The sequence below is a fragment of the Ruegeria sp. YTSA105 genome, assembly GCF_059610225.1.
This window is the reverse complement of sequence record NZ_JBXWNE010000016.1, coordinates 44,235-62,275: the sequence shown is the minus strand read 5'-3', so window position 1 is coordinate 62,275 and position 18,041 is coordinate 44,235. Positions and strand designations below refer to the sequence as shown.

The 18,041-nt window shown below is 56.6% G+C and carries 20 protein-coding genes; 14 read left to right on the top strand and 6 right to left on the bottom strand.

Going from position 1 to position 18,041, the window contains the following annotated elements; genetic code table 11:
* Positions 1-5: 5 nt before the first annotated feature.
* From AC2FH2_RS17135 to miaB, 3 genes are all read right to left on the bottom strand, one after another.
* Positions 6-1,028, bottom strand: a complete 1,023-nt coding sequence (locus AC2FH2_RS17135; protein WP_142639428.1) for a PhoH family protein — start codon at positions 1,026-1,028, stop codon at positions 6-8.
* 142 nt (positions 1,029-1,170) lie between these two features.
* Positions 1,171-1,881, bottom strand: coding sequence for an outer membrane protein (locus tag AC2FH2_RS17130; RefSeq protein WP_281973462.1), 711 nt, complete (start codon positions 1,879-1,881; stop codon positions 1,171-1,173).
* Between the two features lie 236 nt (positions 1,882-2,117).
* Positions 2,118-3,437 (bottom strand): tRNA (N6-isopentenyl adenosine(37)-C2)-methylthiotransferase MiaB, encoded by a 1,320-nt coding sequence (gene miaB / locus AC2FH2_RS17125; RefSeq protein ID WP_496690366.1) that lies wholly within the window; start codon positions 3,435-3,437, stop codon positions 2,118-2,120.
* 121 nt (positions 3,438-3,558) lie between these two features.
* Between miaB and AC2FH2_RS17120 the strand changes: the two genes are divergently transcribed.
* Positions 3,559-4,422, top strand: a complete 864-nt coding sequence (locus AC2FH2_RS17120) for a glycosyltransferase family protein (RefSeq protein ID WP_271951621.1) — start codon at positions 3,559-3,561, stop codon at positions 4,420-4,422.
* A gap of 5 nt (positions 4,423-4,427) precedes the next feature.
* On the opposite strand, the gene AC2FH2_RS17115 is transcribed toward AC2FH2_RS17120, so the two are convergent.
* Positions 4,428-5,225, bottom strand: coding sequence for a phytanoyl-CoA dioxygenase family protein (locus AC2FH2_RS17115; RefSeq protein WP_271951572.1), 798 nt, complete (start codon positions 5,223-5,225; stop codon positions 4,428-4,430).
* 86 nt (positions 5,226-5,311) lie between these two features.
* Here AC2FH2_RS17115 and AC2FH2_RS17110 point away from each other — a divergent pair, with 86 nt between their 5' ends.
* Positions 5,312-6,202 (top strand): LysR family transcriptional regulator, encoded by an 891-nt coding sequence (locus AC2FH2_RS17110; RefSeq protein ID WP_281995897.1) that lies wholly within the window; start codon positions 5,312-5,314, stop codon positions 6,200-6,202.
* A gap of 2 nt (positions 6,203-6,204) precedes the next feature.
* Here AC2FH2_RS17110 and irrA read toward each other — a convergent pair whose 3' ends face one another.
* Positions 6,205-6,621, bottom strand: coding sequence for an iron response transcriptional regulator IrrA (gene irrA, locus AC2FH2_RS17105; protein ID WP_142639421.1), 417 nt, complete (start codon positions 6,619-6,621; stop codon positions 6,205-6,207).
* Between the two features lie 187 nt (positions 6,622-6,808).
* Between irrA and fabA the strand changes: the two genes are divergently transcribed.
* Genes fabA through AC2FH2_RS17085 form a run of 4 tightly spaced genes read left to right on the top strand, consistent with a single transcriptional unit; the run spans position 6,809 to position 9,621 of the window.
* Positions 6,809-7,318 (top strand): bifunctional 3-hydroxydecanoyl-ACP dehydratase/trans-2-decenoyl-ACP isomerase, encoded by a 510-nt coding sequence (fabA, locus tag AC2FH2_RS17100; protein WP_142639419.1) that lies wholly within the window; start codon positions 6,809-6,811, stop codon positions 7,316-7,318.
* A gap of 31 nt (positions 7,319-7,349) precedes the next feature.
* Positions 7,350-8,579, top strand: a complete 1,230-nt coding sequence (gene fabB, locus AC2FH2_RS17095) for a beta-ketoacyl-ACP synthase I (RefSeq protein WP_281973459.1) — start codon at positions 7,350-7,352, stop codon at positions 8,577-8,579.
* A gap of 5 nt (positions 8,580-8,584) precedes the next feature.
* Complete coding sequence (locus AC2FH2_RS17090) at positions 8,585-9,376, top strand: enoyl-ACP reductase FabI (protein WP_271951566.1); 792 nt, start codon at positions 8,585-8,587, stop codon at positions 9,374-9,376.
* 59 nt (positions 9,377-9,435) lie between these two features.
* Positions 9,436-9,621 carry a hypothetical protein gene (locus AC2FH2_RS17085; protein ID WP_142639413.1) on the top strand — a complete coding sequence of 62 codons (186 nt, stop codon included), beginning with the start codon at positions 9,436-9,438 and terminating at the stop codon, positions 9,619-9,621.
* Positions 9,622-9,636: 15 nt separating this feature from the next.
* Here AC2FH2_RS17085 and AC2FH2_RS17080 read toward each other — a convergent pair whose 3' ends face one another.
* Positions 9,637-10,065: an FKBP-type peptidyl-prolyl cis-trans isomerase gene (locus AC2FH2_RS17080; protein ID WP_142639411.1), complete on the bottom strand. Its 429-nt coding sequence runs from the start codon at positions 10,063-10,065 to the stop codon at positions 9,637-9,639.
* A 109-nt stretch (positions 10,066-10,174) separates the two neighbouring features.
* Here AC2FH2_RS17080 and AC2FH2_RS17075 point away from each other — a divergent pair, with 109 nt between their 5' ends.
* The 8 genes from AC2FH2_RS17075 to AC2FH2_RS17040 all read left to right on the top strand — a co-directional run bounded on the left by AC2FH2_RS17075 (position 10,175) and on the right by AC2FH2_RS17040 (position 17,950).
* Entirely contained in the window at positions 10,175-10,861 is a 687-nt protein-coding gene (locus AC2FH2_RS17075) for a haloacid dehalogenase type II (RefSeq protein WP_496690367.1), read from the top strand.
* Entirely contained in the window at positions 10,861-11,688 is an 828-nt protein-coding gene (locus tag AC2FH2_RS17070) for an alpha/beta fold hydrolase (RefSeq protein WP_496824525.1), read from the top strand. The genes AC2FH2_RS17075 and AC2FH2_RS17070 overlap by 1 nt, the downstream gene beginning before the upstream one ends.
* Positions 11,685-12,659, top strand: coding sequence for a threonine ammonia-lyase (locus AC2FH2_RS17065; protein WP_496824523.1), 975 nt, complete (start codon positions 11,685-11,687; stop codon positions 12,657-12,659). The genes AC2FH2_RS17070 and AC2FH2_RS17065 overlap by 4 nt, the downstream gene beginning before the upstream one ends.
* 57 nt (positions 12,660-12,716) lie before the next feature.
* Positions 12,717-13,505, top strand: coding sequence for a 3-oxoadipate enol-lactonase (gene pcaD / locus AC2FH2_RS17060; RefSeq protein ID WP_281973454.1), 789 nt, complete (start codon positions 12,717-12,719; stop codon positions 13,503-13,505).
* Between the two features lie 12 nt (positions 13,506-13,517).
* Positions 13,518-14,243 (top strand): alpha/beta fold hydrolase, encoded by a 726-nt coding sequence (locus tag AC2FH2_RS17055; protein ID WP_496824521.1) that lies wholly within the window; start codon positions 13,518-13,520, stop codon positions 14,241-14,243.
* Between the two features lie 73 nt (positions 14,244-14,316).
* Complete coding sequence (locus AC2FH2_RS17050) at positions 14,317-15,516, top strand: TCR/Tet family MFS transporter (RefSeq protein ID WP_142639399.1); 1,200 nt, start codon at positions 14,317-14,319, stop codon at positions 15,514-15,516.
* An 82-nt stretch (positions 15,517-15,598) separates the two neighbouring features.
* Positions 15,599-16,693, top strand: a complete 1,095-nt coding sequence (locus AC2FH2_RS17045; protein ID WP_496824560.1) for a zinc-binding dehydrogenase — start codon at positions 15,599-15,601, stop codon at positions 16,691-16,693.
* A 24-nt stretch (positions 16,694-16,717) separates the two neighbouring features.
* Positions 16,718-17,950, top strand: coding sequence for a mandelate racemase/muconate lactonizing enzyme family protein (locus tag AC2FH2_RS17040; RefSeq protein WP_496703535.1), 1,233 nt, complete (start codon positions 16,718-16,720; stop codon positions 17,948-17,950).
* The last annotated feature ends 91 nt before the right edge of the window (positions 17,951-18,041 follow it).

Here is an 18,041-nt window from a genome sequence, read left to right as displayed (position 1 = left end):
GAAGATCAACCCGTTTCACGGCCCGTATCGGCCTCATACGCTTCGATGATCGCGGCGACAAGTGGGTGCCGGACAACATCCTTGGAGGTGAAATAGTTGAAGCTGATATTTGGTATCGTGCTCAACAGCCGTTCTGCATCCGCCAATCCCGACTGAACTCCGCGCGGCAGGTCAACCTGTGACCGGTCGCCTGTTATGACCATGCGGCTGCCTTCGCCCAAACGGGTCAGGAACATTTTCATCTGCATGGTCGTGGCGTTCTGCGCCTCATCCAGCACAACGAAGGCGTTCGCGAGCGTACGGCCACGCATGAACGCCAGAGGTGCAATCTCGATGCGCTTTTCCTCGATCAGCTTGGCCAGTTGTTTCCCGGGCAAAAAATCATTCAGCGCATCATAGAGCGGCTGCATATAGGGATCGACCTTGTCCTTCATGTCGCCAGGTAGATATCCCAGCTTTTCGCCCGCTTCGACGGCGGGACGACTGAGGATGATGCGGTCGACATGCCCGCCGATAAACATCGATACGCCAACGGCCACGGCCAGATAGGTCTTACCTGTGCCCGCCGGACCTATGCCAAAGGCCAGCTCATTGTTGAACAAGGACTGAACATAGACCTTCTGGGCGTCAGTACGCGGCTCGACCAGCTTTTTGCGGGTTTTGATCTCAACCGAACCACCCTTGAACATCTCAAGCTGATCGCCATCCCGGCTGCCGGTTCCTGTCTCCGACCCGCCCATGCGAAGTTCGCGGTCTACATCCGCTGCTTCTACGTCACGACCACCTTCCAGGCGGGTATACAGCGCTTGCAGAACTTCGATCGCCTGTTTTTGGGATTCGTCGTCACCCATGACAACCAGTTGGTTGCCACGGCGCACGATCTGCACGGTCAGCTTCTGTTCGATTTCGGTCAGGTTGCGGTCATATTCGCCGCAAAGATCTATCAATAACCGATTGTCTGGAAATTCAACAAACGCTTCCCGCTGGGGCGTTTCATTTTGCGGTGGGTTCAGGGCACCAATGGCCAATCCGCTCTCCTGTCTGGGCGTTTCACCCCAAGCGTAGACAACATTTCTTGGTGGGCGCAAGCCAGAGATTCAAATTTTCCGTACAGAATGGTAAAACCGCCGATCAAGTTGGAGGCACCGCGAACGTTCCATACAGGCAAACCTAGAACTGATAGTTCAGGCCAAACCGCAAACCACGGTAACGGGGCGTCGATTTGGTCGTAAACCCGTTGTCAAATTCGACGGTTTCAGAATCGAACCGGACGTATTCATATTCCCCAGTGATCGACCAGTTCTCATTCAGTTTGTGCTCGGCGCCAATGCTGGCCGAGAACCCTTTTCGACTGTCTTTATCCTGAAAGGACTGGGTTGTTGCCCCGGATGTAATCGAACTGGTCGTGGTTATATCGCCATGCACGTAACCAACGGAAATAAAGTATAACACTCTGCCACTTGGGTTTGTCAGACCGTTCCGAAAGCGAATTGAGATGACATCCGAAATCTCTGAACCGCCATTGACGACCGAGGTTCCGATCTGCGTCGACACTTCATCGTCCAGAGATCCGAAATCATAGCCCAACTCGACCCCATAGACGTAGTCACGCCCGCCTTTTGCGGGCAGAAGACCGCGCCAACCGCCCCGAATACCACCGTAACTGCCGGTGAGGTCCAATTCGCCGACAGCAAACGTATCTGTAGGCGTCGTCAGGCCAAAGCGGTCCGAGCCGCTGGTCGAATAGCCGGCTGTCAAGCCCAGATAGAAGGCGCTAACATCGCTGCCATAACGTGCTGACGATATTACCGGCGGTTCAGATAAATCCGGATCCAGATTCCCTGCGGCAGCGGAATTGAGTACCAGAAACAACGCGGCCATTGCGGGAAGGGCAACCCTGATATTAGACCCTGCACTAAATCTCAAATTTTTCACTCGCACCCTCCGTCATCCCGATCCGACACCAGGATCAGCACTGATATGCCGTTTCAGGAGGCGTTAGCCTAGGCCCCGAAAAAACCTGACTTTTCTCGGAACATAATTCCAAGTGATAAATCAAGGGTAAATCTTGGAAACAAATACCAGCGATGGTATCCGCATCACAGATAAAGGACGGGTCAGAGCAACTGCCCCGCCAGAGAATTCGCACCTGATCCGATGATCAAAACGTCCCGCAACGCGCCGATTTCCACATCCGCATCAGAGACGTGAACCGAATGAAGATATTCAGATTTTCCCACCATCTGTCCCGGCAACCGGCCGGTTTTTTCGAACAGAACGCGGACTTTGCGTCCAACCATGGCATCCTGAATTTCGCGCTGATGACGCGTGATCAATCCCTGCAGCCGCTGTAGGCGGTCATCCGCCACCCCAGGATCAACCTGAGACCGCTCGGCTGCGGGCGTTCCCGGGCGCGTCGAATACTTGAACGAATAGGCATAGCCGTATTTGACTTGCTCGACCAAATCCATGGTGGCCTGAAAATCTTCGTCGGTTTCTTCAGGGAACCCAACGATGAAATCACCAGACATGACAATATCCGGACGCGCAGCGCGGATACGCTCGATCAGACGCAAATAGCTTTCGGCTGTGTGACTGCGGTTCATCCGCTTCAGAATGCGATCCGAACCCGACTGGACCGGTAAATGAAGATAGGGCATCAGTTTTTCGCAGGTGCCGTGCGCCTCGATCAGGTCGTCGGCCATGTCATTCGGGTGCGACGTGGTAAAGCGGATGCGCTCTAGCCCGTCGACCTTGTTCAACTCCCAGATCAGTCCCGCCAGCGTCATGTCGCCGTTCGGTCCAGCACCGTGATAGGCGTTGACGTTCTGACCCAGCAGAGTGATCTCACGCACGCCACGTTCGACCAAATCCTGTGCCTCGCGGACGATACGGTCCACCGGACGGCTGACTTCGGCGCCTCGGGTATAGGGCACGACACAGAAGGCACAGAATTTATCGCAGCCTTCCTGAACGGTCAGAAAAGCGGTGGGGCCACGTTTGGCTTTGGGACGATTCTTGAGCTTTTCGAACTTGTCCTCTTCGGGGAAATCCGTGTCCAGTGCCTTGGCGCCTTCGCGCGTCTTGGCTTCCATCTCAGGCAGACGGTGATAGCTTTGCGGGCCAACCACCAGATCGACCAGGGGCTGGCGGCGCATGATTTCTTCGCCCTCGGCCTGCGCGACGCAGCCTGCGACCCCGATCTTGAGATCGGGTTTTTCGGCTTTCAACCCTTTGAAACGCCCCAGCTCGGAATAGACCTTTTCGGCTGCTTTTTCCCGGATGTGACAGGTGTTCAGCAGAATCATATCCGCGTCATCCGGGCTCTGGGTTTCGACATAGCCCTGCCCCCCCAGGGTCTCGGCCATACGCTCGCTGTCATAGACGTTCATCTGGCAACCATAGGTCTTGATGTACAGCTTTTTGGGTTCTGACATGGGGTTGGGCCTTTGCGTTCGCGGGATCGGCGTCATCTATACCCAACGAACGCCGCTTGCAATGCCAGCGCGATTACCCGATTTTGGCCGAAAACTCCAGATGGACGGGGCCGGACAGGCAATGCAGTACGACAGTCTCACTTCTTTCCTTCAATCCGGCAAGGCCGCGTTGGCCAAAGGTCCGGTTGCGATGATCTTCGCCGAAGACGATGTCGAGATCGACGGTACCATCCGGCACCATCTGAACCTTGGCTTCAAGTCACTGATCGTGTTCATGCCCGAAGCCTTTACGCTGGATCCTGAACTGACCGAGCGTATCCACAGAGTGACACTGACCTGCGCACCAAGAACCGTCGTCTTTGACACGGTTAATCAGGTCATCCAGGCCGCTCCTGACCTTTGGATGTATTACTGCTATAACGCTGAATACCTGTTCTTCCCCTTCTGCGAAACGCGCACGATTGGCGAGTTGCTGGCCTTTCACACCGAAGAACGCCGAAACGCCATGCTAACCCATGTGATCGACCTGTATGCTGATGACTTGGGCGCCTTTCCAAACGGGGTTGCCCCTGACCAAGCCATGCTGGACAGCACCGGGTATTACGCACATGCCCGACACAACGCTGAAGGACACCCGCTGGAAAGACAGCTGGACATATCCGGCGGATTGCGCTGGCGGTTCGAAGATCACATCCCCTATGAACGCCGCCGCATCGACAGAATCGGGTTGTTCAAATCGCGAAATGATCTGTTGTTACTGCCCGACCACACGTTCAATGAGCCCGAGTACAACACCTATTCCTGCCCCTGGCACCACAATCTGACGGCGGCGATCTGCTCCTTCCGCGCAGCCAAGGCGCTTAAAAGCAACGCGGGGTCGACCTTCGACATCCCCAGTTTCCGCTGGCGCAACTCGGCTCGGTTCCAGTGGTCATCCCAGCAGCTGTTGGAACTGGGGCTCATCGAATCGGGGCAGTGGTTCTAGGCAGCTCAGCGTCGCAGCAGAACCGGGAACCAATCTTCCCGCAAACGCTGCCCGGGCTGCATGTCGTGGCCCGGAAACGGAGGCGAAGTGCGCCCCGGACGTTCCACATATCGCGCATCCTCCCCAACCAACCGCAAGGAAAAAGCACGGCGGCGGCTGTCAGACTGGTTTCCACGCGCGCCATGCAGCGTACGGTAGTTGAAGGCAACCGCGTCACCGGGTTCCATTTCGAATTCAACCACCCTCATACCTTCGGCATCGGGGTCGGGAATGGGGATGTACTGGCCTTCATCCGCGAAAAACCCTTCTTCCGAGACCCAACGCGTGGGCAGAACCTCTTTCTCCCATCTATGTGAACCTGCCACACAACGAAGGGTGGCCTGTGTCACCGGGTCCAATGGCGACCAGAAACTGATCGTCTGACTGCCCTCGACGAAATAGTATGGCCCATCCTGGTGCCACGGCGTTGCCATCGACGTGCCTGGTTCTTTCACCAGAACATGGTCATGGAACATTTGTACGGTTTGCGACTGCATCAGATCCGCTGCGACCTCGGCTGCCGGTGAATTGTGGATCACGTTCTGGAACTGTTCGATACGCGACCAGTTGCAGTAATCATCAAAGAACAGACCGGTTTCGCCCTGTTTTTGGTTGTCCGACGCATATGGTCCGGGTTCAGCCATATTGGCCGCGATGCCGTCACGCAGCGTATCCACGTAGTCGGCAAACAAACCTTTGATCAGAACCACGCCGTCCTGTTGGTATGTGTCAATCATCTCTTGCGTAACCAGGGGGTGAGCCATCTGTGCCTCCGTTCGAATTTAACCTGAATTTGCTCATGAAACTTTCATCTATTCAAATAATATCTTTGAAATGTATAGTTAACCTTATGTTATACGTTACCCTACGCCAATATGAATATGTCTGCGCCATCGGACGGCATGGCAGCCTGTCTGCTGCAGCGTTGCATCTAAATGTTTCGCAGCCAGCCCTGTCGAATGCGCTAACCCGGGTCGAAGACCAGTTGGGCTATCCGCTGTTTATCCGAAAGCGCGGAGCGGCTATGGCGCTGACACCGCAGGGACGTAGCTTTATTGAAAACGCCGAGGCCCTGCTGACACGTGCCGCACGTTTGGAAAATTCTGGAACAGACGGGACCGCAACCACGCGCCTGCGTCTGGGCTGTTTCGACGACCTCGCGCCTTTCCTGCTGGCAAAGGCTTTGCATAGCCTGCGACAGAACATGCCCGAAGTTGATATCACATATCGCGTAGACGAATTTCAGGGCCTGATTTCCGGCCTCGTCAATGGTGAGATCGACCTTGCCTTGACTTATGGCCTGACACTGGATGCGGCCTTTTCCACGACCACCTTGTTCACCAATCGACCAATCGCGGTTATGACAAAAGGCCACCCCTTGGCCAATCGGGCGCAGGTATCATTGCAGGATGTAGTGGCCTACCCCCTGATCCTATCGAACGAGGGACTATCTGCGCAGCATTTCCTGAGTCTCTTCCGTCAACTTGGGCAGAACCCCAATGTCGCACATCGGGCCGCGTCGCCCGAGATCCAACGCAGCCTCGCGGCGCATGGCGAAGGCGTTGCCATCAGCTATGCCAACATTCCTGCCAAGACCAGCTATGACGGGATGCCGTTGGTCAGCATACCTGTGTCAGATGAAATCGCAGCAGAACCCGTTGTTGTGGCACGGCATGGAACAGGCCCTTTGGATCCGCATAGCGAAAAGGCACAGCACATCCTGACCGGACTAATGACGTAAGTTTACTTTTTACGCAGACGGATCACAACGTCGACTGACGCGATCTCAACCCCTTCAGGCGCGTCGGGCAGTCGCTGGATGACCAGCTGTTCGGACGGAGCATCGCTGAGCCGGCCCTCATCTTCCCAATAGAAATGCGGATGATCATGCGTGTTGGTGTCGAAATAGCTTTTCGATCCGTCAACGGTAATTTCTTGCAGAACCCCGGCATCGCAAAAGGCGCGCAACGTGTTGTAAACCGTCGCCAGAGAAACAGCATCTCCGTTCTGTTTGGCCGATTCAAACAGGCTTTCGGCGGTGACGTGGCGATGGCGGCCATCACCGACCAGCAGCTCTGCCAAAGCTACGCGCTGACGCGTCGGACGCAATCCGGCGTGAACCAACCAACCTGTGGCTATGCTCTGGCAATCTGCTGTCATCAGTCCAATACCAATTTGTTGCTGAGGTATATATAAGTGCTGTAGTCAGGTAATTTCAAATGAATTTCATTCGCAGAGAATAATGTAAACACAACATGATGTAGGCCACTGCTCTTGCAGGACCTTGCATACGGGTGCTAGACGAGACCAAATTAGATGGAAAGACCCCTGGCAGGAGAGGCGCAGAATGGCCCAATTCCCAAGCAGCTTTGACAAGGACGATCTGCTGAAATGCGCCCGCGGCGAACTATTCGGCCCCGGGAACGCACAGTTGCCCGCCCCGCCGATGTTGATGATGGATCGGATCACCGAGATTTCGGCCGATGGTGGCGCCCATGGCAAAGGTCATATTCTCGCTGAATTCGACATTACGCCCGACCTTTGGTTCTTTGATTGCCATTTCCCCGGCAACCCGATCATGCCCGGCTGCTTGGGCCTGGACGGTTTGTGGCAGCTGACCGGATTCAACCTGGGCTGGCGCGGCTGGCAAGGGCGCGGCATGGCCGTTGGAGTGGGCGAGGTCAAGCTGACAGGTATGGTACGCCCGGACCGCAAGATGCTGACCTATAAAATCGACTTCAAGAAAGCGATCCAGACCCGCCGCCTGACTATGGGTGTCGCAGATGGTATCGTCGAAGCCGACGGTGAGATGATTTACGATGTCAAGGACATGAAAGTAGTTCTGTCCGAAGCCTGAGCCTGACCGGCCCCAAATAAGGAGCACGCACATGCGTCGAGTAGTTGTCACCGGCTTGGGAGTTGTCTCTTCCATCGGGAACAATGCCGAAGAGGTTCTGACCTCACTCAAGGCCGGCAAGTCCGGCATCGTGGCCAATGACCAGATGGTCGAACATGGCTTTCGCAGCCAGATCGCCGGGTCGCTCAAAATCGACGTTAGCGAACATGTGGACAAGCGCACCCTGCGCTTTATGGGTCCCGGAGCGGCCTATGCGCATATCGCGATGAGCCAGGCGATTGCCGATTCAGGATTGACCGAAGACCAGGTTGCCAACCCACGTACCGGCCTTGTCGCCGGATCGGGCGGACCGTCGACCAGCGCCATGCTGACTGCGCATCAGACCGTTCTGAAAAACGGCGCGACCAAGCGGATCGGCCCGTTTGCAGTTCCTAAATGCATGTGCTCAACCATTTCGGCCAACCTTGCGACCGCCTTCAAGATCAAGGGCATCAATTACTCGATCACTTCGGCCTGTTCGACCTCGTTGCATTGCATCGGCAATGCCGCAGAGCAGATCATGATGGGCAAACAAGATATAATGTTCGCGGGCGGCGGGGAAGAGCTGGACTGGACCTTGTCCTGTCTGTTCGATGCAATGGGTGCCATGTCGTCGAAATACAACGATACGCCCGAAAAAGCTTCTCGTGCATTCGACCAAGACCGCGACGGGTTCGTGATATCCGGCGGAGGCGGTATTGTCGTGCTGGAAGATCTGGAACACGCATTGGCACGCGGCGCCAAAATCTATGCTGAAGTGACGGGTTTTGCAGCAACCTCCGACGGTCACGACATGGTAGCCCCCTCTGGCGAAGGTGGCGAACGCGCCATGCGTCTGGCGCTGGACACCCTGCCCGAAGGCCGCAAGGTCGACTACATCAATGCCCATGGCACCTCGACCCCGGTCGGAGATGTCGGCGAAGTCGAAGCTGTGCGCCGTATTTTTGGCGAGGGAAGCGTGCCGCCGATTTCCTCGACCAAGTCGATGACAGGTCACGCACAAGGTGCGGCTGGCGCGCTGGAGGCTATTTTCTGCCTTTTGATGCTGGAACATGATTTTATAACGCCGTCGATCAACGTCGACACGCTTGCCGAGGGCATCCAGCCCGGAGAAATTGCAACTCAGCTAGTTGAAAATGCAGGTTTGGACAGCGTCATGACCAACAGCTTCGGCTTTGGTGGGACGAACGGGTCCATGGTTCTTTCAAAGTATAACGGGTGAATGGAATGTCAGATCTAATGAAAGGCAAACGCGGCCTCGTTATGGGCGTGGCGAATGACCGTTCGATCGCATGGGGCATCGCAAAGGCCATGCACGAAGCGGGCGCCGAATTGGCATTCACCTATCAGGGCGAGGCATTCGGAAAGCGGCTGGAACCGCTGGCGCAGAGCCTTGGCAGCGATTTCATGGTCGATGCGGACGTCACTGATGACGAGTCGCTGGATCGTGCCTTTGACGAGTTGGCCCAGCGCTGGCCGACCATTGATTTTGTGGTCCACGCCATCGCCTATTCCGATAAGTCCGAACTAACCGGCCGGTTCCTGGACACCAGCCGGGCGAATTTCAAGAATTCGATGGATATTTCGGCCTATTCGCTGATCGAAGTGGCCCGCCGCGCCTATCCGATGATGAAAGAAAACGGCGGCACGATCCTGACGCTGACCTATCAGGGGTCTAACCGGGTTGTGCCCAACTACAACGTAATGGGTGTGGCCAAAGCTGCGCTGGAATCAGCGACCCGTTATCTGGCCAACGATCTTGGACCTGACGGAATCCGGGTGAACGCAATCTCTCCGGGTCCGATGAAAACACTGGCCGGGGCGGCCATCGGCGGGGCCCGCAAGACCTTCAAGTTCTGCGACCAGAACGCTCCGATGCGCAGCAATGCCACGCTTGAGGCTGTCGGCGGCACCGCGGTTTATCTGGCTTCGGATGCGGGGGCTTGCACCTCGGGCGAAGTTATTCGTGTTGATGGTGGCTTCCACGTTCTGGGAATGCCTCAACCGGACCATATGTGACCATTTCTTTCCCTGTCAGTGCCAAGATTTGACCATCTTTCGCAGGCAGGGATAGTTGCATGAACAAAGCAGAGCAAATCATCGCCAGCAGCAAGCGGGTTTCCCGCCGAAAACCGGGTTTTCTGGGGTTTAGAGGCCGCGTCGCCTTGATGACCCTAACAATGCTGCTGATGCTGTTTGTATTCTTCACTCAGCCGCATGTACGCGAGATCTTTGCATCATGGACCAGCCTGTTTTCAGGCTGATCAAGATCACGAAACTCAATTCACCGAAACCACTTCGATTTCGAAAATCAGGTCCCTTCCGGCCAGAGGATGGTTCGCGTCCAGCGTGACGGTCACCTCGTCAGCCTCGACAACAGTTACCGGCAATGCGTGCCCTTCGGGCGTTTGCATCTGCAACTGGGTGCCGGGTTCAAGCGGGATGTCGTCCGGAATACCTTCGCGTGGTATGCTCTGACGCATTTCGGGATTGATCGGCCCATAAGCATCAACGCAGGCGATCTCGACACGTTTTTTGTCCCCGGCCACCAGACCAGGCATTGCACTGTCCAATCCGGGAATAATCTGCCCGGACCCCACCTCGAATTCCAGTGGATCGCGCCCTTGTGAACTGTCAAAGACATTCCCGTCCTGCAACGTACCGGTATAGTGGATGCGAACTGTGTCGCCCTGTTTTATCGCTGTCATTTTGGCCTCCGGCCGATAAAAAATTGAGCGGTCAAACCTAGGCAATGAAGCAACATTGTAAACCCTTAGCACTTTTGCAAACCTGCACCGAATGAACGGAGGGGAATTGATGCCGATCACAACCTGCATTTTTGATGCATACGGCACGTTGTTCGATGTGGCCGCAGCCGCAAGGCAAGCTGCATCAGAACCCGGCTTTGAGGCGTTACAGCAGAAATGGCCGGATCTGGCCAATCACTGGCGCCTGAAACAGTTGCAATACACCTGGCTGCGTGCGGTGACCGATGCACATGCAGATTTCTGGGACGTCACCCAAGACGGTCTGGATTGGGCACTAGAGGCAACGGGGCTGGACCAGCACCCGGCCCTACGCCAGCGCCTGCTTGATCTCTACTGGGAATTGCAGGCATATCCCGAGGTTCCCGAAATGCTGGCCACCCTTAAGGCCGGCGGGATGCAGACTGCGATCTTGTCGAACGGATCACCGCCGATGCTGGATGGTGCGGTTCAATCCGCAGGGATAAGCGGCGTTCTCGATGATGTTCTGTCGGTCGAAAGCGTCGGCGTCTTCAAACCGCATGCCAAGGTTTATGATCTGGTCGCACAGAGGTTCGGCTGCGAGCGCGACGAAGTCTTGTTCGTCAGCTCAAATGGCTGGGACGCGGCGGGGGCCAGTGGCTATGGTTTCGTCACTGCCTGGGTCAACCGTGCGAACGAACCAATGGATCGGTTGCCATGGCAGCCAACGCATGTACTGTCCGACCTGACATCCATTCCGGAACTTGCAGGATTCTGATGCCCTTTTTTTCGACCAACGACGGCAAACGCCTCTATTTCGAAGACACCGGCAGCGGCAGGCCGGTCCTGTGTTTGGCTGGCCTTACCCGAAACAGCCGGGATTTCTCATTTCTTGCCCCGCACATGACCGATTGGCGGATGATCGCGATGGATTATCGCGGGCGCGGGCAATCCGAGCATGACTCGGATCACGGGAACTATAGCCTGTTACGCGAATCTCAAGACGTGATCGATCTGCTGGATCATCTTGACCTGGATCAGGTGACCGTGATTGGGACCTCACGTGGAGGCCTGATCGCGATGACCTTGGCCACCACCCACCCAAAGCGGCTGGCGGCTGTTGTGCTCAATGATGTTGGTCCGGTCTTTAACCCATCGGGCATCGCCAAAATAATGGAATACGTCGGCAAACAACCGGTCTCGAAAACCTATGACGAGGCCGCGCACGCGCTTCAGCACATGATGGGCCCGCAGTTTCCAGGGATTTCGCTGGAAAGATGGCGGCAGATGGCTGAATTTCAAAATCAGGAAACGACAGAGGGTTTGACCCTGCGCTATGATCCGGCCCTGCGCACAGCGCTGCTGGAACAGGCCGCAGCCGGGGCAATCCCGGATATGTGGATATTCTTCGAGGCCCTGCACGACATCCCAACGGGTGTCATTCGCGGTGAAAATTCCGATCTTCTGAGCGCGCAGACATTGGCCGAGATGCAGAACCGGCATCCGGGGTTGATCTCGGCTACCGTGCCCGATCGCGGACACGTGCCGTTTCTGGACGAACCTCAATCATTGGGCGTTATTCGCAAAGTACTGGACGCGGCATGAGCACACTTGAAATGATCGAAGCCGCAGCCCTGCGTCTGCAAGGGCACGTCAGAGAAACACCAATTCTGACCTCTCCGTTTTTGGATGAAATCGCGGGTCGCCGCGTGTTGGTAAAACCGGAATGCCTGCAGCACACCGGCAGTTTCAAGTTTCGCGGAGCGTGGTCGGCCATTTCGGGCCTCAGTGAAGCAGACCGAAAGAAAGGTGTGATCGCCTATTCCTCGGGCAATCATGCTCAGGGCGTGGCTTATGCCGCCGCACAGCATGGTATTTCGGCTGTTATCATCATGCCCTCGGATGCCCCAAAGCTCAAAATCGACAACACGCGCGCTCTGGGGGCCGAGGTGGTTCTGTATGACCGCTCCAATGAAAGCCGCGAAGAAATCGGGGAGGCCGTGGCGGCCAAGCGTGGCTTGACCCTGATCCGCCCCTATGATGAACCGCTGGTGATAGCCGGGCAAGGCACAACCGGGCTAGAAATCGCGCGTCAGGCGGCTGCTCTGGGTGTGGAACAGGCCGATGTGCTGGTCTGTTGCGGCGGCGGGGGGCTGACCTCGGGTATTGCGCTTGCGCTCGAGGGGCACGCACCCGGTCTGCGCGCTCGCCCCTGCGAGCCCGAAGGGTTTGACGACGTCAAACGCTCGTTGGCACTGGGACGAATAAAGAACAACGCGGCCACATCTGGCAATATCTGCGACGCCATTCTGACCCCGCAACCCGGCGACATCACCTTTCCGATCCTGCAACGGCTGTGCGGTCCCGGCCTGTCTGTGACCGAAGAAGAGGCGATGCGCGCCATGGCTTTGGCCTTTCTGCGCCTGAAGATCGTGCTGGAACCGGGCGGTGCGGTTTCCCTGGCCGCAGCGTTGTTTCGCAGGTCCGAAATTCAAGGAGACGCCGTTATCATTGTCGCATCGGGTGGCAATGCGGACCCGGACGTCTTTGCCAAAGCTATGGAGTTCCTGACCTGACAACCGCCGTCGGTTCCGGCAGCGTGTCAGTTCAGCATGCAAAGACAAAGGATTTTTATGCAGATAGCTGACCTTGGGGATGTACAGCTTCATTACCGGATCGACGGCGCCCCACAAGGCGCGCCGATCGTATTCGCGAACTCGCTGGGCACCGATCTGCGCCTGTGGGATGCGATGCTGCCATACCTGCCTGATGGGCTGCGAGTCATTCGATACGACAAACGCGGGCATGGCCTGTCCTCGGCGCCTCAGGCGCCCTATTCGATGGGGGCGCTGATCCGCGATGCCGAAGGCCTTCTGGATCACCTAAAGGTCCGAGATTGCGTTTTTGTCGGTCTGTCCATCGGCGGGATGATCGCGCAGGGTCTGGCCGTCAAACGCCTGGATTTGATTCGCGGGCTGGTTCTATCAAATACAGCGGCCAAAATAGCCACCCCGGCGATTTGGGCGGACCGTATGGAAGCCGTCCGGATCGGCGGCATCGAAATGCTAGCCGACGCAACTATGGAGCGCTGGTTCTCGCGGGCATTCCACGCGTCGCCCCAGCACCTGCTATGGCGCAACATGATGGTGCGGCAACCTGTTGAAGGCTATCTGGGATGTTGCGCCGCCATTTCCGGAACCGATTTTTACACGCCAACAAGTGGCCTGCGTTTGCCGACTTTGGGCATTGCGGGCAGTGAGGATGGCTCTACCCCGCCGGATCTAGTAAAAGAAACCATTGATCTTATTCCCGGTGCCCGTTTCGAATTGATACGCAAAGCGGGCCATCTGCCCTGCGTCGAACAACCCATTGAATACGCGGCCCTACTAAAAGACTTTTTGACTGGCATCGGTCATATCTGAAGGAGCATTGCTTTGGCGGATTTTCTGTTGGTCCATGGCTCATGCCATGGTGCCTGGTGTTGGAGAGATTTGATCCCAGCACTTGAAACACGCGGCCATTCGGTCCGCGCAATTGATATGCCCAGCCACGGATCTGACCCGACGTCGATCGACCAGGTGACCCTGGACAGTTGCCGGAACGCCGTTCTGGCTGCGAGCAGATCGGATACGATCATCGTCGGCCATTCTTGGGGGGGATACCCCATTAGTGCCGCCGCCGAATTGAGACCGGATGCGATGCGCGGACTTGTTTTCCTGTCCGCCTACGTCCCCGAGAACGGATTGTCGATGGTCGAGATGCGCCGGAAATCACCGCGGCAAACAATAGTTGATGCCGTCGAAAAATCGACTGACGGGCTGTCCTATACGGTCAAACCCGATAGCGTGAAGGCCTTGTTTTACCACGACTGCCCGGAAGAGGTCCTGCTTTATGCGCTGGCTCGGCTTTGCCCGCAGGCCATTGCACCTCAGGAGGCACGGCTTACCCTGACAGCACATTTTCAGGATATGCCCAAAGCATATATCCGAACACTCGACGACCATACCATCCCGCCTGAATACCAGCACATCATGAGCCTCAGCATGCCCGAGGGAATGCGCCATTCCATCCAAAGCTCTCATTCGCCATTCTTTTCGCACCCTGAAAAACTGGCCGATCTATTGGACGACATCGCGCAGGGCTTTGATACTCTTGACTGATCTGCGAAATCTTGCGGCTTTCCTCTGAACCTGACCCCCGATAGGGTGCCCGAAACTTTCTTTGTCGGTTCCCATGCGCTTACCTTTCCTGTTTGTTCTTGCCACTGTCATGATTGATGCAATGGGGATTGGCCTTGTGCTGCCCATTATGCCCGAGCTCATTATTGATGTTCAGGGTGGTACGCTGGCCAGCGCGGCGATCTGGGGCGGCGTCCTAAGCACCGCTTTTGCAGCGATGCAATTTATCTTTGGACCGATCCTGGGCAACCTGTCTGACGCTTTCGGGCGCAGGGGTGTATTGTTGGTATCGCTGTTTGTTATGTCGCTGGACTATGTGGTCATGGCGCTTGCTGGCAGTATTTGGCTATTACTTGCCGGTCGGATCGTCGGCGGGATCACAGCCGCAACTCATTCCACCGCCGCGGCGTTCATGGCGGATGTGTCGAAACCCCACGAAAAAGCTGCGAACTTCGGTCTGTTAGGGGCGGCATTCGGGGTTGGCTTTGTCCTGGGTCCGGTCATCGGCGGATTGCTGAGCGAATATGGAACCCGTGCGCCCTTCTGGGCTGCCGCAGCGCTTTCGGCCATAACATTCGGCGTCGGTTTGATGGTGATGCCTGAAACGGTGACCGATAAGAACCGGCGCCCGTTCAGCCTGCGCCGCGCTAACCCCGTGAATTCATTGCGTGCCATCGCGGCGCTGCCGGGAATCCGTCCGATGTTGTGGGTCTATTTCCTCTATTCAGTCTCAATCTACGTCTATCCGGCCATTTGGGCCTATTTCACCGCCGAGCGTTTTGGATGGTCACCCCAGATGATTGGTGTGTCGCTGGGTCTTTATGGAATTGGAATGGCCGCGGTTCAGGGCGGATTGATACGCCCCGCCACACGTTTTCTCGGCGAACGCGTAACAATCCTTCTCGGGATGGTGTTCGAGATTGTCAGCTTTCTGCTTCTGGCTTTTCTGACTAATGGAATAATCGCGCTGATGCTGATCCCGATCACGGCTATCGGCGCAGTCGCAACCCCGGCAATCCAGGCTCTGGCCTCGCGCGCAACACCAGATTCGCAACAAGGAGAGCTTCAGGGCGTGCTAACTTCACTGCACGCGCTTTCCATGGTGATTTCCCCTCTGGTCATGAGCAGCGTATTTGCCTGGTTCGCAAAGCCCGGCTCCGCCATCTATTTTCCCGGCGCGCCGTTTCTTCTGGCCATGTGCCTTATGATTGTCGGCCTTATCCTCTTTTACAGATCTCGCCCCATTTCTGCATAACAACGACATGACGATGACGGTTTCGGCCTTGCAGGTCATTCCGAACCGCGCCACCGTGATTAAAACCGAATACGAGGACATCATGCAATCCATCAAGGCGGCCGTATGTCGGGCATTCGACAAACCCCTGGTCATAGAAGACGTGCTGATCGCCCCGCCCGCCGCCGGCGAAGTCGAGGTCACCCTGGATGCGGTTGCGATCTGCCATTCCGACATTTCTTTCGCCAGCGGCGCCTGGGGTGGATTCCTGCCCGCTGTTTATGGCCATGAGGCCGCGGGTGTGATCACCGCAACGGGCGGCATGACCGAAGGGTTCGAGGTTGGCGATTCCGTCGTGGTGACGCTGATCCGTGCATGCGGTTCCTGCCCCTCCTGCGCGGGTGGCAAGCCAACCTTATGTGAAACACCCCACGACACTGTAAAAGGTCCGTTGCGCACCGCTGACGGGGGCCCGCTGGAGCAAGCAATGGCGTGCGGGGCTTTTGCCGAAAAAGTCGTGGTCAGCCACCGGCAGATCGTGAGAATTCCCGAGGCCCTGCCAAAGGATGTGGCCAGTCTGCTGTCTTGCGGGGTAATCACCGGTGTGGGCGCTGCCGTGAATGCCGCCGGTCTGCGCCCGGGTCAGGATGTCGTCGTGATCGGGGCCGGAGGCGTTGGCCTGAACGCCATACAAGGCGCACGGATTGCGGGTGCCCGGCGTATCGTTGCGGTCGACATGACCGAGGACAAACTGGCCATTGCAAAGGAATTTGGTGCAACCCACGGCGTTCTGGCCACTTTGGACGCGCCATGGAAGGCAGCTTACCGCGCACTTGGCGGTCGAGGGGCCGATGCCGTGCTGATCACAGTCGGTGCAATCCCGGCCTATGACCTGGCCGTTCGCTATCTTGGCCGAGGCGGTAAGGCCATCATGATCGGGATGCCCCATTCCGGCGACATGGCAAGCTATGAACCTGTTGTCCTGGCCGCACTTGGTCAGGGGCTGATCGGGTCAAAGATGGGGGATGTGGTGATCCAACGTGATATTCCCTGGATGATCGACCTGTATGAACAGGGGCGGCTGAGGCTGGATGAACTGATCTCGGGCCGCTGGTCCTTGTCGCAAATCAACGAGGCGATTGCGGATACCAAAACCGGATCGGCCAAACGAAACGTCATCATGTTTGACAGGGCCTAAGCAGCCCCGGCTGGAGTATATCCTATGAAACTGCAGGATCTCGATATCATTGTCACGGCCCCCCCTGCTCCGGGTTGGGGTGGCCGGTACTGGATACTGGTAAAGGTTACCACCGACACAGGCGTCACCGGTTGGGGCGAATGCTATGCTTCATCCATTGGACCTGAAGCTATGTGTCACGTAATCCGGGATGTCTTTGAACGGCATATGCTCGGCGAGAACCCCGAGAACATCGAGCTTATGTTCCGCCGCGTCTATTCCAGCGGTTTTACCCAGCGCCCCGACCTGACCGTAATGGGTGCGTTTTCAGGGCTAGAAATCGCGTGTTGGGACATTCTGGGTAAAGATCGCGACCGTCCGGTTTATGCGCTTTTGGGTGGGCTGGTTAATCAACGCATCCGGGCCTACACCTACCTTTACCCCCTGCCCCGGCATGACCTGGCCGACTTTTGGACTTCGCCCGACCAGGCCGCGGAATGTGCAGCTGAAATGGTGAGCCGCGGCTTCACGGCAGTAAAATTTGATCCCGCTGGTCCCTACACGATCCGTGGCGGGCATATGCCTGCTATGTCCGACATCTCGATGTCAGTTGCCTTTTGCAAAGCGATCCGTGAAGCGGTCGGCGACAGGGCCGACCTGTTGTTTGGCACCCACGGTCAGTTCAACACCGCAGGCGCAATCCGGCTGGGTCAGGCGCTGGAACCCTATTCACCGCTTTGGTTCGAAGAACCTACCCCACCTGACATGATCGAAGACATGGCCCGCGTCGCTCGCAACGTGCGAATACCCGTGGCAACCGGGGAACGCATGACCACCAAAGCCGAATTCGGTGCAGTTTTGCGCGCAGGTGCAGCAGAAATCCTGCAACCCGCCCTTGGGCGTGCAGGTGGGATATGGGAGATGAAGAAAGTCGCAGCCATGGCCGAGATATTCAACGCCCAAATGGCTCCGCATCTCTATGCTGGTCCAGTTGAATGGGCCGCCAACATCCATCTGGCAGCCTCAATCCCAAATCTGCTGCTGCTGGAAACCATTGATACGCCGTATCACGACGCTTTGATCAAAGGTTCACTGCGCGTTGAAAATGGCTTTGTCGTGGCACCGAATGCGCCAGGGTTGGGGATCGAAGTGGACGAAGATCTGGCCCGCTCACACCCCTATACCGGCGATGGGTTGCACCTTCAGATGCAGGAAGAACCTTGCGACTATGCCAACGGCAACGCCTTTCAGGGCGGTGCCCCTGCTGCAAAGGGGTGACAAGTACTGAAATTCTGAGTCATATTGCGCCAAAGCCAAGTTTGGAACCTATACGCGCGTGACAGTTCAAGACCACGAAACACTGAATTCG

Bases quoted from the DNA above. Each gene is read 5' to 3' on its own strand.
- fabB (WP_281973459.1), top strand. From the start codon at position 7,350: ATGCGTCGAGTAGTTGTCACCGGCTTGGGAGTTGTCTCTTCCATCGGG.
- irrA (WP_142639421.1), bottom strand. From the start codon at position 6,621: ATGACAGCAGATTGCCAGAGCATAGCCACAGGTTGGTTGGTTCACGCC.
- AC2FH2_RS17130 (WP_281973462.1), bottom strand. From the start codon at position 1,881: ATGGCCGCGTTGTTTCTGGTACTCAATTCCGCTGCCGCAGGGAATCTG.
- fabA (WP_142639419.1), top strand. From the start codon at position 6,809: ATGGCCCAATTCCCAAGCAGCTTTGACAAGGACGATCTGCTGAAATGC.
- AC2FH2_RS17090 (WP_271951566.1), top strand. From the start codon at position 8,585: ATGTCAGATCTAATGAAAGGCAAACGCGGCCTCGTTATGGGCGTGGCG.
- AC2FH2_RS17050 (WP_142639399.1), top strand. From the start codon at position 14,317: ATGCGCTTACCTTTCCTGTTTGTTCTTGCCACTGTCATGATTGATGCA.
- AC2FH2_RS17115 (WP_271951572.1), bottom strand. From the start codon at position 5,225: ATGGCTCACCCCCTGGTTACGCAAGAGATGATTGACACATACCAACAG.
- AC2FH2_RS17070 (WP_496824525.1), top strand. From the start codon at position 10,861: ATGCCCTTTTTTTCGACCAACGACGGCAAACGCCTCTATTTCGAAGAC.
- AC2FH2_RS17040 (WP_496703535.1), top strand. From the start codon at position 16,718: ATGAAACTGCAGGATCTCGATATCATTGTCACGGCCCCCCCTGCTCCG.
- AC2FH2_RS17080 (WP_142639411.1), bottom strand. From the start codon at position 10,065: ATGACAGCGATAAAACAGGGCGACACAGTTCGCATCCACTATACCGGT.
- AC2FH2_RS17075 (WP_496690367.1), top strand. From the start codon at position 10,175: ATGCCGATCACAACCTGCATTTTTGATGCATACGGCACGTTGTTCGAT.
- AC2FH2_RS17110 (WP_281995897.1), top strand. From the start codon at position 5,312: ATGTTATACGTTACCCTACGCCAATATGAATATGTCTGCGCCATCGGA.
- AC2FH2_RS17120 (WP_271951621.1), top strand. From the start codon at position 3,559: ATGCAGTACGACAGTCTCACTTCTTTCCTTCAATCCGGCAAGGCCGCG.
- miaB (WP_496690366.1), bottom strand. From the start codon at position 3,437: ATGTCAGAACCCAAAAAGCTGTACATCAAGACCTATGGTTGCCAGATG.
- AC2FH2_RS17065 (WP_496824523.1), top strand. From the start codon at position 11,685: ATGAGCACACTTGAAATGATCGAAGCCGCAGCCCTGCGTCTGCAAGGG.
- AC2FH2_RS17085 (WP_142639413.1), top strand. From the start codon at position 9,436: ATGAACAAAGCAGAGCAAATCATCGCCAGCAGCAAGCGGGTTTCCCGC.
- AC2FH2_RS17045 (WP_496824560.1), top strand. From the start codon at position 15,599: ATGCAATCCATCAAGGCGGCCGTATGTCGGGCATTCGACAAACCCCTG.
- pcaD (WP_281973454.1), top strand. From the start codon at position 12,717: ATGCAGATAGCTGACCTTGGGGATGTACAGCTTCATTACCGGATCGAC.